Raw genomic sequence first — 11750 nt, forward strand, 5'->3', positions numbered from 1 at the left:
CCATCAGCGTGTGGGCGAAGGGATCAGTGCATGAGCGGGAACGGCCGGCAGTCCGGAAGGCTCTGGACCAAGGACTTCGTTCTCGCAATCGCCGTCAACCTGTTCATCTCGATGGTCTTCTACCTGCTGATGACCTCGATGGCGCTCTACGCGGTGGACCGTTTCCGGGCCTCGGACACGCTGGCCGGCTTGGCCTCCAGCTCGTTTATTATCGGCTCGGTGTTCGCCCGGATCTTCGCCGGCTGGCTGCTCGATGTGGTGGGCCGGCGCCGGTTGCTCCTGGCGGCCCTGCTGGTCTTCGTGGCCGCCTCCCTGCTCTACATTCCGGCGGGTTCGCTGCCCCTGCTGCTGGCGCTGCGCATCATCCACGGCATGGCCTTCGGCGCGGGGAGCACCGCCGTCGCCGCCTCGGTGCAGACGCTGATCCCGCCGGCCCGGCGGAGCGAGGGGACCGGCTACTTCGGCTTGTCCACCACGTTGTCCATCGCGCTGGGGCCGTTCCTGGCCGTGATGCTTTCGGCCGGCGGAAGTTACGCGGGCCTGTTCTTTTTCTGCGCGGCGTGTTCGGTGGGCGCGTTCCTGATCGCCCTCGCCATCCGCCTGCCGGAGCTACCCAGGCGGCGCGCCGGGTCCGGGCGGAAGCGGCGAACCGGCCGGCGACGAATCTCTCTGGCGGCGGTGCTCGAGCCAGGCGCGCTGCCCGTCTCGACGGTCATTCTGGTCTGCGGCGTGGCCTACTCCGGCTTCCTGGCCTTCCTCACTTCCTACGCGCTGGAGCAGGGAATCGCCTCCGCTGCGAGCATGTTCTTCCTGGTCTACGCGGTGGCCGTGCTGGTCTCCCGCCTGTTCGTGGGCCGGATCCACGACCGCCGGGGCGACAATGCGATCATCTACCCCGCGCTGGCCGTCTTCGCGGCGGGCCTCGGCTTGCTCGCCCTGGAGCCGGCGGTATGGTCCATCGCCGCGGCCGGCGTACTCAGCGGCTTAGGTTTTGGTTCCCTCACGCCCAGCGTCCAGGCCATCGCGGTCACCGAGGCACCCGAAATGCGCCTAGGCACGGCAACGTCCACGTTCTACCTGATGCTCGATCTGGGAGTCGGCGTGGGCCCTGTGGTCCTCGGCGCCCTTCTGCCACTGACGGGCTACCCGGGAATGTTCGGCGCGCTGTGCGTCCTTGTGCTTGCCGCCGTCGTACTTTATTACGTTGTCCACGGCCGCAAACACCGTCCGCCGCGCGCTGGCTAAACCTACTTGGCGACTTCACTGGGTGCGGGCGAAAGCCGCGGGCAGCTCAATGCCCCCGCGGTCTGTTCGACGCTGTCCGGCGGGACGAGTTGCTTAAACTGCGACCCGAGCACTACGTCCACGCTGGCATCGGCGCGCTGATCCGCCACGTATTCCGTCTCTGGAATATTCCGCTGCAGGTTGAAGGCGTTGGCCTCCCCTGCGGGCCCGGAAATGATGACGGCGGTGAGGCCGGTACGACTCATGCGTTTCGATGCGACTTCGCCGATCTGGTAACCCCGTTTGGCTAGCAGCCCGGACGTCTGGCTGGCCAGGCCTTCCTCCTGCGTGCCGTTATATACGTTGACGGTAATGGAATCGTTCGGCGGGTATTCGTGCACGGCTGCAGGGCAGGTCGCCGCCGGAGCCGGAGTGTGGGACCAGCCCGGAATCTTAAGGTCGCCGCGGACCACCGCCAGAGCAGTCAGGACGGCGGCGATGATGAGAGCTACCAGCAGCGTCAGGACAACACCGTGCAGGATCTTCCGGTGGCTGTAGATCTCCGGTTTCTCCACGTTGCCCTCGTCGGGAAAGACTTCGTCCAGATCGTCCTCGGTGATGATGTTGCGTCCCTGCAAGCGCAGCGTTTCCGTTGGTTTCCGCTTCGGCTTCTGCGGCAGGTTCGAGGGCTTAGTCATCGATCACGAGCACCCGTGCGTGCAGAACGGCCCGCTGGTGCAGGGCGGTGCGGACGGCCCGGTGGAGTCCGTCTTCGAGGTACAACTTGCCCTGCCACTGGACCACATGCGGGAACAGGTCGCCGAAGAACGTGGAGTCCTCGGCCAGCAGTGCCTCCAGATCGAGCGTGCTCTTGGTGGTGATGAGCTCATCGAGCCGGACCTGGCGCGGCGGTACGCTGGCCCAGTCTTTGGGGCTCTCGTAACCATGGTCAGGATATGGGCGGTTGTCGCCTACGGCTTTGAAGATCACCAATCCAGCGTAGAGAAGACACGCGCCGAACAAAACATTTCATCCGGCGCGTGCCTTTCTTGTACCCAAAAGGTTACGAGGCAGTCAGCGGGATAATTCGCTGGCCGATCACCTCGTCGGTGATCCAGTCCTTGAAGTCCAGCACCACCTGATACTCCCCCGCTGCCGGGGGAAAGAGCAGCAGGTCATAACGCTCGGCGGAACCGGACGCCAGCAAACTGGTCATCATCGGATAGCCGGCCGCCCCACAGGGCGGGGAGTACCCGTCCTTCGCGTGCGTATCGCGGTACGGCCTGCCGTCATGGGCGATGACCTCGGCCATGGCCACAGGTTTGCCCGACTTGTCCTGGAACCGCAGCATCGTGGGCAGGTAGTTGGCGTTCAGCAGCCGCAGCAAGGTCGGCTTGCGAGTATCACCGTCTTTGTACACGTTGGCGCGGAGTGACTTCATCGACCAAACCTTTTCCTTCCCGCTAGGACGGCGTGCAAGCTCCCCTCCCAGCGCATAGAAATGTTTGGGCTGGAAGTGGTTCAGGCCCGCGTCCTCGCCCGACAGGCCGGCGGCATGGTTCATGCCGTGCCAGCGCGTATCCATGCTGTACGGGATCAGGAGCGCTTCGGTGTCGATGTCGTATTCCGGTCCGTCCACAAACGCCCGCCGCGCGCCCGGCGTGACGGGAAAGTCCGGATGCTCGATCGGATCGATGATGAGCGGTCCGAACATGCCCATCTGGACATGGAGGGTGGTGTTCACATGGCAGTGGTAGAAGTACGTTCCGGCCGTCCCGTAGTCGGCGACGCCCGGCCTGCCCTTCTCGGGCTGCCACTGGTAGGTGTAGTCCCCGGCGATCTCAAAAGAGGTGTGCCCCACGCCGTCGTTCCGGGGGTCCGGTTCCATGCCGTGCCAGTGGATGGTGTGGTTGCCTTTGCTCGGGCTGAAACTGGCGTGGAAAATCTGGCCTTCCTTCGGCCTGATCAGTGGGCCCGGGAAGCACTTGCGCTGATCGTCGGTTTCGAAGCTCCACATCTCCACTTCGGCACCGTCATCGAACCTCAGGTCAGTGCCGTAGAAGTCGAGTTCGTAGCTGATGTTCGGGGTCATCTTGAATTCGGTGACCGGTTTATCCTGCTCGTTCTGGTTCGAGCTGAAGTCCACCTGGCTATCGAAGATGTGCCGGGCTTCCTCCTCCACGACGGGAGGCTCCGGCACCGGCTCAGGTTCGGGGTCCGGCTCGGGTTCCGGTTCCGGCTCGGCCCCATCCGTCGGCTCCTCGTCCGGTTCGGTCGGCTCAGTGCTGTCTTCCGGATCGGTCCCGGTGTTGTCCTCCGGGCCCTTGGGCTCGGTTGGCTCCGTCGGCTTGTCTACTGGAGGCGGCGTGGTCGAAGTCGGTGGCGGCTTGGGCTTGCTAGCCTCTTCCTCCTCGCGGCGGCGCTTTTCCTCGGCCGCCTGCTTCCGGCGCGCATCCTCCTCGCGACGGCGCTTAGCCTCTTCTGCACGCTTCTTGGCTTCCGCCTCGCGCCGCTTTTTAGCCTCATCCGCCTTGCGCTTTGCTTCGGCAGCGCGCTTCTTCGCTTCAGCTTCCCGCTTCTTCTTCGCCGCCGCGGCCCGCTTCTTTGCCTCGGCCTCGCGCTTTCGCCGAGCCTCCTGTTCCCGCTTCTTCTTCGCCGCGGCTTCCTTCCGCTTCTTTTCGGCGGCCTTCCGCTCCTGGAAGCTCAGCCTTCTGCCCGGGAGCAATGTTTCCATCATGATGTCGCTCCTTCGAGAGGCGCTTTAATGATCCAGTGGGAGGTCAAACCGCCCGGGTACATGCCGCCAGCGGCGGTCTGGGAAGATTCGGAGTGGCAGTGCATGGGGTAGGCCCAGTCGGTTTTCCTATTTGCCCAGACTTGGTCCACCGCATCCGGCGGCCGCTTGATCGGAATGATGGCGTCTTTGGACTCCATCCCCCTGACCTTGATGACGTCTTCCCACTGCTGGATGCAGACGTAGCCGTCCTCACCCACGTGCCCTTCGTCGCGGCTCCAGTCCTCGTTATCGCAGCGCACGGTCCACAGGTGGTTGCCGTGGAAGTGCATCTGATGAAAGACAATCCCGCAGTTGACGATGCGGACCAACTGCCCGCCGCGCAGTGAGCCGATGACCGAGCCCTGGGCGAACTCCCGGGCGTCGAACTGCCGCGGGTACCCAGAAATGGTGGTCTCTTCATCGGCTGCCCGGTTCAACGCATCGTTGCGGGTCATGCCCATGGACTCGTAACCGCTGCGGCCATTGAGCGTAAAGTAGCGCGGCACGGCTTTCTGCCGGACCGGGTCCACCGTACCGCCCTTGGCCTCGATGTTCGCCCACACCGGATCGACAGAGTGGCAAAGCCAGACCCACTGGCGTTCGAATTCGGCACCGTCCGGCGAGATGCACCAGGCGTCCGACGGATCCATGACGACCAGCGCGCCGTACAGGCCCAGGGTCCGTTCCACCGGCTGGTTGCCCGGGTCGCTGTAGATGTAAACCCCGGGTTCCGGCGCTTTCAGTTCCAGCATGCCGACCTTGCCGGGAGCGATCTTGCCCGTGCTGACATCTTCGCCGTCGTCGCCGGCCTTGTGGATGGCCAGCTCGTGCTCCTTAGCCAGCCGGTTGTGCACGCGCAGCGTGATCGTGCTGCCGGTTTCGGCCACGATCACCCGCTCGGGCATGAAGCTGCCCCAGTGGGCCCTGCGGACATAATATTGGCCGGGATTATGCGGATCCGGCCCCAGCGGAGTCGGCGTACCACGTGGCGGTTCCGGTGCCCCTACCGGGTAGATCCGGCTCTCCACCCAGGTGTCGTCCTTCAGGAAGACCTTGGGCTTGATGGTGAGGCTGGGATTGGCGTCGTTCTTCTCGGTGGGGCGGTCGCCGAACCCGCGGAAGTAAACCAGCGAGTCATCCACCATCTTGAGGTAGCCCTCGTTGATGTAGACATCCAGCACTTCCCGGTCCGATTCCAACAGCTTTGCATCCGGAGCTTCCGCTTCATCGGTCGCCTCGTCAGTGGGCTCCACGTCCTCAGCTTCGTCGGTCGCCTCGTCAGTGGGCTCCAGATCCTCAGCCTCTTCGGTAGCCACGCCGGTCGCAACACCCGTCGCTAGATCGGTGGGCTCGGGCGCCTCAGCCTCTTCGGTCGGCGTCGCGGTCCGCGCGTGGGCCGGCTGCGCACCGGCCAGCGCCAGCGCGCCGAGCCCCGCGGCAGCCCCGTATTTCACAAAGCTCCAGCGGCTCACCGGCGCGTCCTCGCCCAGGAGGGCCCCGCCGCCGTCGTTTTGCTGGCCGTTGTTTTCGAACTCATCCATGATTGTTCTCCAGCCATCCGGGCCGGTGAAGGACGGTGGGCAGTTCCAGGGCCAGCGGCGCGCCGTCCGACCACGGATCCGTGAATTCGGCAGAGAGCCGCTCAATGTCGGAGGGCACCAGGAAGCTGATCCAGAAGTTGTTGGTGGCGCCCGGGTCCAAGGCGCCCTTGCCGGCGCCGGATGACCTGTTGGTGACCGTGGGTCCGTCGGGGCCCACCTTCAGCCGCAGCTGGCCGGGCGAGAAGAGGACCGGCCGGTCCAGGCCGTTGTGGACTTCCAGCTGCAGCACCACATGGTCGCCCCAGGTGAAGTTGGCCGGCTGCGTGCCGGACACAGCTGCGCCGCCATGGTCGTGGCCGGTTGATGCGGCACCGGTAGCGGACGCGGTGGAACCCCCCGCGCCGGGCGTCTGCGGCATCCGCGACTGTCTTTCCGCGGCTACGATGCGCACGCTTCCGAAGGACGTCCATACCCCGGATCCGCGGCTGATGCCTCCGGTATCCGCGGCCTTCTTCGAGGCTGAGAGAAGGCTGCCTCCGCCGATAATGCCGGCCACGCCGGCGCCTACTAGGACTCCAAATACTCTGCGCGTCAAGCCCGTTGGAACCTCGGTTCCTTCGGACTCAGGCGCGACAGTATGTTCCCCAACTACTGTCATCATTTCCGTATCCCCAACTACGTCTGGATGGTGTGGTTCCAACAGCTTGCAACCAAAACCTTGGAGAAAACGTAGGGTCACCCGGCTGCCTTCGACTCAGCGGGGCAGATAGAGATAATGAGAGCATGACTCTCACCGCCGGCACACCACATCGCCCTGCCCAGCCACCTATCGGTCTCCTGCTTGATGTGGACGGTCCGATTGCCAGCCCGGTCAGCCGCACCGTGCCGACGAGCATTCTCGAGGCCCTGCTGACCATGGCCTCGAAAGGCTGGCCAGTGGTCTTCAATACCGGCCGCTCCGATGCCTTCATCCGCGAGCAGGTCATGGATCCGATGCTGGCCGCCGGCATCCCCAGTGGCGTCCGGTTCCATGCGGTGTGCGAGAAGGGCGCGGTGTGGTTCAGCTTCGGCGCCGAAGGCCCGGGCACCATCCACGTTGACCGCTCGCTGTCCGTCCCGCAGGACTATGCCGCGGAGATCCGGCAATTGGTGGCGACCCGCTACTCCAGCCACATGTTCTTCGACGAGACCAAGCACGCCATGGTCTCCGTGGAACAGGTCGTCGAGGCGGACAACCTCGAATACCGGCGGCTGCAGGAAGAGTTCGACGCCGAGGCGCTGGCTTTGATGGGCAAGTTCAACTTGGGTGCCAGCCGGCTGGATCACCATGAGCCGGACAGCGACGACCAGGTGGACTACAGGCTGGATCCGACCATTATCTCCACCGATATCGAATCGATCCGGCTGGGCAAGGACCTCGGCGCCCAGCGCGCCCTGGAGATGCTCGCGGCGGAGGGGGTCATCCCGCACGCGTGGCGGACCATGGGCGATTCCCGCACCGACTACGCGATGGCGGACACCCTGCACTACAACGGGCATGCGGTGGTCCATGTGGACGTGCGCCCCGCAGACGGCATCCCGCAGAAGCCGTACCCGGTGCTGACCGCCGCGCATCTGGGCTTTCCGGACTCCATCCACGAGTATTCCGGCGGCGCTTTCCTGCGCACCTGGGCCGCCATCGCCAAGACGCTCTAAGCCGGGACACCGGGGCAGCGGCCGGGGTCCATTTGGGGCAGAAAAACACATTTCGTAACCGACGCGCGGATGTCAAGTATGACGAGTGCTAGTCTGCGAGCATGTCAAACAACCAGGGGACCATACCTGTTCTAGACCTCCGAATTGCACGCCTCGAAGACGGCTCTTTCAACCCCGTCTTCGTCGACCAGTTGCGCGACGCCGCTCACCGGGTCGGCTTCTTCCAGGTCACCGGCTACGGCGCCGGCGAGCACCAGGTGGCCGAGCTCTTCGACGCCATGCAGCGCTTCTTCAACCTGCCGCTCGAGGAACGGTTGAAGCTGGACAACCGCAACTCGCCGCACTTCCGCGGCTACACCCGGATGGGCACGGAGCGCACCCAGGGCAAAGCGGATGCCCGCGAGCAGCTGGACTACTCGCCGGAGTCCGAACCGGTTGCCGATTACTCCGAGGACCAGAAGTACTTGCTGCTGCGCGGCCCCAACCAGTGGCCGGACCAGGCCCAGCCGGATCTGCGCGAGAAGGCCATGGCCTGGGCGGACCTGATGTCCACCGTGGGCCGGGAACTGCTCTCCGGTATCGGTGTGGGCCTCGGCCTGCCGGAGGACTACTTCGACGCAGCGTATGCCGGCAGCCCGCACTGGATGGGCAAGCTGGTGCACTACGTAGGCGGCGTGGTCGAGGATGCCGGGGACCAGGGCGTGGGCATCCACGCCGACTACGGCTTCATCACGCTGCTGCTGCAGGACCAGGTGGGCGGCCTTGAGGTGCAGCCTCCGGGCACCACCGAATGGCTGCCGGTCGAGCCGATCGAAGGCGCGCTGGTGGTGAACCTGGGCGAGATGCTGGAGGTGGCCACCGAAGGCTACATCACCGCCACCATCCACCGCGTGCAGGCCCCGCCGCCCGGCGTGGACCGCTACTCGGTACCGTTCTTCTGGTCGCCGCGCCTGGATGCCATGATCGACCCGATCCCGCTGCCGGACGAGCTGAAGTCCGAATCCCGCGGCCTCTCGGACGATCCCAACAACCCGATGCTGGCCCAGTTCGGCGCCAACATGCTCAAGGGACGCGCGCGCGCCCACCCCGATGTGACGGAAAAGTACTACCCCGAGCTGCTCGCCAAGTAGCTTCCCGCGCGCCCTTCACTGGCGCTTCAATAACCCGCGTACGACGCCGGGTGCCCGGCTCAGATTCGCCGGTCACCCGGCGTCGTGCTTTGGCTATACAGGGCAATCCGCCCGACGGCGATGACAGTTGCAGCCGCCCGTTCAATAATGAAGGCATGGGCGCACTCAAGGCGCTGCGGCGCGAACTTCGGAGGACCTTGTCGGCTACCGACGGGGAGGTGCCGCAGTGGGCTCTGGATCTCGCCGAGGGAAAGGACGAAGGTTTCTTTGCCCCGGGCTCGGCCGTTTGGACTGTCCACGGCTCCGTCACCACGCTGGTCGGAGGGATCAGGGCGCTGCTGGTGCAGTCACTGCATCCGGGCGCTTTGGCCGGCGTGGACGATTTCTCCATGTACCGTGAACGGCCGCTGGTCCGTTTGGCGTCCACCAGCCGCTGGATCATGACGGTCACCTACGGAGACACGGCTGCGGCGCACACCGCCTGCGAGCGCATCCTGAAACTGCACGAAAGGGTCCGCGGCACCTACTTGGATACCCACGGAGCAACGCGCAACTACTACGCCAATGATCCTGATCCGCTCAGCTGGGTACATGTGGCCTTCGTGGAGGCCTTCCTGGCCGCGCATACCGCATATGGAAAACCGATACCGGGTGGTCAGGACCAGTACGTCGCCGAGTGGGCCAAAGCCGGAGAGCTCATGCAGGTTCCCCATCCGCCCCGGACCCGGGCAGAACTGGATGAGCAACTGGCGGCCTTCCGCCCGGAACTGCTGCATGACGCCAAGGTGGCGGAGGCAGTGGAGTTCATCCGCCACCCACCGCTCCCCCGCTCCCAGCGGCTCGGCTACCGGATCCTGTTCGCCGGCGCGGTCAACACGCTGGAACCGCATTATTTGGAACTGCTCGGCCTGAAGAAACCTTCGCTAGGCCCATTACCGCTTCCGGTGCGTCCTGCCACTCGGTTGGTGCTGGCGTTTGTGAGACTGGGATTGGGCCCAAAACCACCGAGCGAAGTCTCTGCCCGCCGCCGGATCTCCCGGCTGTCCCAGCAGAATGCCTGAGTGTCAGGCCGGAGCGCAGGACCTCAGACCTTGGCCGGCTTCTGCCGCCCCAGCCGCTGCCGCGCCGTGTTGCCGCCGCGGCCGATCGGCGCGCTCTTGGTCGCGGCGCCGAGGCCGAAGGGCGGCATGTCGCTGTACACGGACTCCTGGTCGCGTACGGCAACCTGGTAGGTCTCATGCCACACGCCGATGTCGCCGCTGCCGGCCGATTCCCGCATGAATTTGCGCCAGGGCTCCAGATGCGGTGCGGTCCGGTCCGCGGCGAAGCGCTGGATGTGCTCGGGGCTTTCCCAGTAGCTGAGCATGATGGTGGTCCTGCCAAACCATGAATGGAAGCCCAGCAGACCCGCTTCCGGCGTGGCCACCAGATGGTTGAGCATGCGCGCCATGGCCGTAGACATGGGCAGCAGTTTGCCGAACTTCCACCAGCGGTTGGCCCGCATGCCGATCAGGAAAACCGTCACGGTCTCTGTCTCCGGGACCGCGGTAAACCTGCCGGAAATAACGCTCTGGCCCATGGCCTTCTCCTACGTTCTTGGTGCCGCTTCATTTTATAACGACGTTATAAAACAATGTTATGGAACAATGGGAGCCATGGCAAGACCTACTGTTTACGATTCCGAGCTGCGGCAGCGTTTGATCGAAACGACGGCAATCCTCATGGCCGAGCAGGGCCCCAGTCGGGTGGCGTTGCGCGATGTCGCAGCAGCAGCGAACACCTCGACGACGGCGGTCTACTCGCTTTTCGGCGGCAAGTCGCAGTTGCTGACGGCGGTGGTTGACGACGCCTTCCGCTCCTTCGGGGATTCCCAGCGCGCGGCCTCTCCCGGGGGCCTGGCGGCACTGGGCAGGGCTTACCGCCAGTGGGCGCTGGAGCACCCGGCGTTCTACACATTGATGTTCGGCTCTACCGCGGCGCAGATCCCTTGCGAACCAAGTCCCGATGCGTCCTCGAACGCTATCCAACCCCTCTACGAGGCGGTGGCCAAGGCACTCGCCGCGGCCGGATCCGAAGAGCCAGTGCCGCTGGTTGCCGCAGCCATTTGGGGCCAGGTCCACGGACTCGTCAGTCTCGAACTCGCCAATGTTCCCGGCACCGATTGGGCCGCCGCCTACGAAACAGCCCTGCGCGCCATCGAGCGCACCTACCCCGCCTGAACCTTGTCCTCGACCCGACGTGCAGTCGGCATTTCCTCCGGCAGGGCAGCACCCTCAAGGACGTTCAGGTAACTCGCCGAAAGGTGTCCGATATCCAGAGCCTGCACTCCGCGCGCGGCGAGCATGTCTGCCGCCACCGTCGCGGCGGGCCCCAGCGAGAGCAACGCCAGATCCAGCCCGGAGGCAACAACCTGGTCCACCAGTCGGGGCAGATCATCAAAGGCGTCCGTCGGTTTCGAGAAGAATTCCGTAGAACTGCGCAGTGAGCCAAACAAGGGGTCGATCAGGTCGAAGCGGGAACCTTCGCCGGTGATGACGGCTGCATCCCGACCGGCCCAGACGGACCGCCACGCTTCCACGGCGTCCTGACCGTATTCGTCGAACATGGCAGGGCGGGTCACATGGCTGTTGCCGAAACGTTCCTGTGTCGCCACCAGCGGCCCGACGAAATGCCAGGTCTCCGCAAACACGATGGACCAGTGCAGCCCGAGGAACACCTGAGGCATTCCAAGCAGGGTGTCCGGATGGGGCGACACCAGGACGCTCTTCAGCGCGGTCATCAGCTCCGGCGAGTTCTTATGGAACTTCAAGTTGTGCTCGCGGCGGTACATCAGGCGGAATTCTCCGTCGCCGAACCGCGCAAAGCTCTTACGCTCGTCACGGATGACCGCCAGCGTCTCGAGGTGATCCAACTGCTTGGCCTGCATGACCTCGGCAATGTCCTGCCGGATAGGCGCCATGACGGCTCCGCGGATGTTCTCCGCGATCGTGCGCGTGCGCTGCGCCTCCCAGTGCAGTTTCGCGATGACCGCGTCGCGCTTCTTCTCTGTCTGAACGAGCGAATCCTGGGTCTTCACCAGCGATTTCAGCAGCTTGTTCTGCTCTTCAAGGAGCTTGATCTGCCGGTTGGCGGCGTCGAGCGTCTTCTTTCGATGCTGCAGCGTGCCTGCCACGATCCGTCGCAGTACATCAACTTTCGACATGACGCCCCCTGCTTCTACGGCCACCAGGGCCGATGATACGTATCACCAGATATTAACGCCGGCCGTACCCGAAACCCGTGAGCCTCGGCTTATAGGCAAAAAAGTGTGTATCGAATCGGCTTGCTTCCCTGTGTTGGTGCAGTAAAACGGGGTTCGTTATGCCTTAGCACCAGTACTTGTGA

Annotated in this window: 12 protein-coding genes; 5 read left to right on the forward strand and 7 right to left on the reverse strand. The window is 64.5% G+C overall.

Annotated elements, in window-relative coordinates; translation table 11 throughout:
• The first annotated feature begins 30 nt into the window (after positions 1-30).
• Positions 31-1245, forward strand: a complete 1215-nt coding sequence (locus AC5RWO_RS19320; protein WP_498733248.1) for an MFS transporter — start codon at positions 31-33, stop codon at positions 1243-1245.
• 2 nt (positions 1246-1247) lie between these two features.
• On the opposite strand, the gene AC5RWO_RS19325 is transcribed toward AC5RWO_RS19320, so the two are convergent.
• From AC5RWO_RS19325 to AC5RWO_RS19345, 5 genes are all read right to left on the reverse strand, one after another.
• On the reverse strand, positions 1248-1922 hold the full coding sequence (locus AC5RWO_RS19325; RefSeq protein WP_498733250.1) for a LytR C-terminal domain-containing protein: 675 nt from the start codon (positions 1920-1922) through the stop codon (positions 1248-1250).
• Positions 1915-2214: a type II toxin-antitoxin system VapB family antitoxin gene (locus AC5RWO_RS19330; protein WP_498733252.1), complete on the reverse strand. Its 300-nt coding sequence runs from the start codon at positions 2212-2214 to the stop codon at positions 1915-1917. Before AC5RWO_RS19330 ends, AC5RWO_RS19325 begins: the two co-directional genes overlap by 8 nt.
• 73 nt (positions 2215-2287) lie before the next feature.
• Positions 2288-3961 carry a cell envelope integrity TolA family protein gene (locus AC5RWO_RS19335; protein ID WP_498733254.1) on the reverse strand — a complete coding sequence of 558 codons (1674 nt, stop codon included), beginning with the start codon at positions 3959-3961 and terminating at the stop codon, positions 2288-2290.
• Positions 3958-5541 carry a multicopper oxidase domain-containing protein gene (locus tag AC5RWO_RS19340; RefSeq protein ID WP_498733256.1) on the reverse strand — a complete coding sequence of 528 codons (1584 nt, stop codon included), beginning with the start codon at positions 5539-5541 and terminating at the stop codon, positions 3958-3960. Before AC5RWO_RS19340 ends, AC5RWO_RS19335 begins: the two co-directional genes overlap by 4 nt.
• Entirely contained in the window at positions 5534-6097 is a 564-nt protein-coding gene (locus tag AC5RWO_RS19345; protein ID WP_498733258.1) for a hypothetical protein, read from the reverse strand. The genes AC5RWO_RS19340 and AC5RWO_RS19345 overlap by 8 nt, the downstream gene beginning before the upstream one ends.
• A 227-nt stretch (positions 6098-6324) precedes the next feature.
• On the opposite strand from AC5RWO_RS19345, the gene AC5RWO_RS19350 reads away from it, so the two are divergent.
• The 3 genes from AC5RWO_RS19350 to AC5RWO_RS19360 all read left to right on the forward strand — a co-directional run bounded on the left by AC5RWO_RS19350 (position 6325) and on the right by AC5RWO_RS19360 (position 9427).
• Complete coding sequence (locus AC5RWO_RS19350; RefSeq protein ID WP_498733260.1) at positions 6325-7236, forward strand: Cof-type HAD-IIB family hydrolase; 912 nt, start codon at positions 6325-6327, stop codon at positions 7234-7236.
• A 101-nt stretch (positions 7237-7337) separates the two neighbouring features.
• On the forward strand, positions 7338-8366 hold the full coding sequence (locus AC5RWO_RS19355; protein ID WP_498733262.1) for an isopenicillin N synthase family dioxygenase: 1029 nt from the start codon (positions 7338-7340) through the stop codon (positions 8364-8366).
• Positions 8367-8521: 155 nt separating this feature from the next.
• Positions 8522-9427: an oxygenase MpaB family protein gene (locus AC5RWO_RS19360; protein ID WP_498733264.1), complete on the forward strand. Its 906-nt coding sequence runs from the start codon at positions 8522-8524 to the stop codon at positions 9425-9427.
• Between the two features lie 23 nt (positions 9428-9450).
• Here the strand turns inward: AC5RWO_RS19360 and AC5RWO_RS19365 are convergent, their stop codons facing one another.
• Positions 9451-9945, reverse strand: a complete 495-nt coding sequence (locus AC5RWO_RS19365) for a DUF4188 domain-containing protein (protein ID WP_498733266.1) — start codon at positions 9943-9945, stop codon at positions 9451-9453.
• Positions 9946-10021: 76 nt separating this feature from the next.
• Here AC5RWO_RS19365 and AC5RWO_RS19370 point away from each other — a divergent pair, with 76 nt between their 5' ends.
• The gene (locus tag AC5RWO_RS19370; RefSeq protein ID WP_498733268.1) at positions 10022-10585 is read left to right on the forward strand and encodes a TetR-like C-terminal domain-containing protein; all 564 of its coding nucleotides are present in this window, start codon (positions 10022-10024) and stop codon (positions 10583-10585) included.
• Here AC5RWO_RS19370 and AC5RWO_RS19375 read toward each other — a convergent pair.
• Positions 10573-11568 (reverse strand): GT-D fold domain-containing glycosyltransferase, encoded by a 996-nt coding sequence (locus tag AC5RWO_RS19375; protein WP_498733269.1) that lies wholly within the window; start codon positions 11566-11568, stop codon positions 10573-10575. The two genes, AC5RWO_RS19370 and AC5RWO_RS19375, sit on opposite strands and share 13 nt — an antisense overlap.
• Between the last annotated feature and the right edge of the window lie 182 nt (positions 11569-11750).

This window comes from Arthrobacter sp. B055-34 (assembly GCF_059090425.1).

Excerpts from the sequence above, each read along its gene's own strand:
- AC5RWO_RS19350 (WP_498733260.1), top strand. The coding sequence starts at position 6,325 with ATGACTCTCACCGCCGGCACACCACATCGCCCTGCCCAGCCACCTATC.
- AC5RWO_RS19355 (WP_498733262.1), top strand. The coding sequence starts at position 7,338 with ATGTCAAACAACCAGGGGACCATACCTGTTCTAGACCTCCGAATTGCA.
- AC5RWO_RS19360 (WP_498733264.1), top strand. The coding sequence starts at position 8,522 with ATGGGCGCACTCAAGGCGCTGCGGCGCGAACTTCGGAGGACCTTGTCG.
- AC5RWO_RS19325 (WP_498733250.1), bottom strand. The coding sequence starts at position 1,922 with ATGACTAAGCCCTCGAACCTGCCGCAGAAGCCGAAGCGGAAACCAACG.
- AC5RWO_RS19335 (WP_498733254.1), bottom strand. The coding sequence starts at position 3,961 with ATGATGGAAACATTGCTCCCGGGCAGAAGGCTGAGCTTCCAGGAGCGG.
- AC5RWO_RS19365 (WP_498733266.1), bottom strand. The coding sequence starts at position 9,945 with ATGGGCCAGAGCGTTATTTCCGGCAGGTTTACCGCGGTCCCGGAGACA.
- AC5RWO_RS19370 (WP_498733268.1), top strand. The coding sequence starts at position 10,022 with ATGGCAAGACCTACTGTTTACGATTCCGAGCTGCGGCAGCGTTTGATC.
- AC5RWO_RS19320 (WP_498733248.1), top strand. The coding sequence starts at position 31 with ATGAGCGGGAACGGCCGGCAGTCCGGAAGGCTCTGGACCAAGGACTTC.
- AC5RWO_RS19340 (WP_498733256.1), bottom strand. The coding sequence starts at position 5,541 with ATGGATGAGTTCGAAAACAACGGCCAGCAAAACGACGGCGGCGGGGCC.
- AC5RWO_RS19375 (WP_498733269.1), bottom strand. The coding sequence starts at position 11,568 with ATGTCGAAAGTTGATGTACTGCGACGGATCGTGGCAGGCACGCTGCAG.